This is a genomic window from Pseudomonas sp. MWU13-2517 (genome assembly GCF_023242545.1).
In the GTDB taxonomy this organism is placed as follows: Bacteria; Pseudomonadota; Gammaproteobacteria; order Pseudomonadales; family Pseudomonadaceae; genus Aquipseudomonas.
This window is the reverse complement of sequence record NZ_JALMFA010000043.1, coordinates 1-397: the sequence shown is the minus strand read 5'-3', so window position 1 is coordinate 397 and position 397 is coordinate 1. Positions and strand designations below refer to the sequence as shown.

At 58.4% G+C, this 397-nt stretch carries 1 protein-coding gene; it reads left to right on the top strand.

The window, feature by feature from the left end:
- On the top strand, nucleotides 1-397 hold a 397-nt coding region (locus M5B97_RS27580), incomplete at both ends, for an immunoglobulin-like domain-containing protein (protein WP_349292541.1).

Sequence of the window (397 nt, the reverse complement as noted above, 5' to 3'; positions counted from 1 at the left end):
TATCGACAAAGTGGATGTGGTACTGACTGCCACAAACAGCGTTGGCGAAGGCGGCAACATCGTTTACACCGCTAGCCTTGTGGATAAAAACGGCGCGCCGGTGACCAACATCACCAACCCGTTAACCGTGACGTTGGACAATGGCAAGACCATCACTATCGGTGTGAACCAGTCGAGCGGCACCGTCACCACTGTGGCGCCGAACGACGTGTACAAAGGCGACCAGACCGTCACCACCGCCATCAAAGGCGTCACCGGTGGCGAGCACTTCGAAAACCTGGTGCCAGGCACTACGCCTGTAAACACCACCGTTACCGACACACCGGGCACTGCCGATACCACTACCGTGACCCTGACGGCTCCGTCGGCCGTCAACGAAGGCGGCCAGATTACGTAC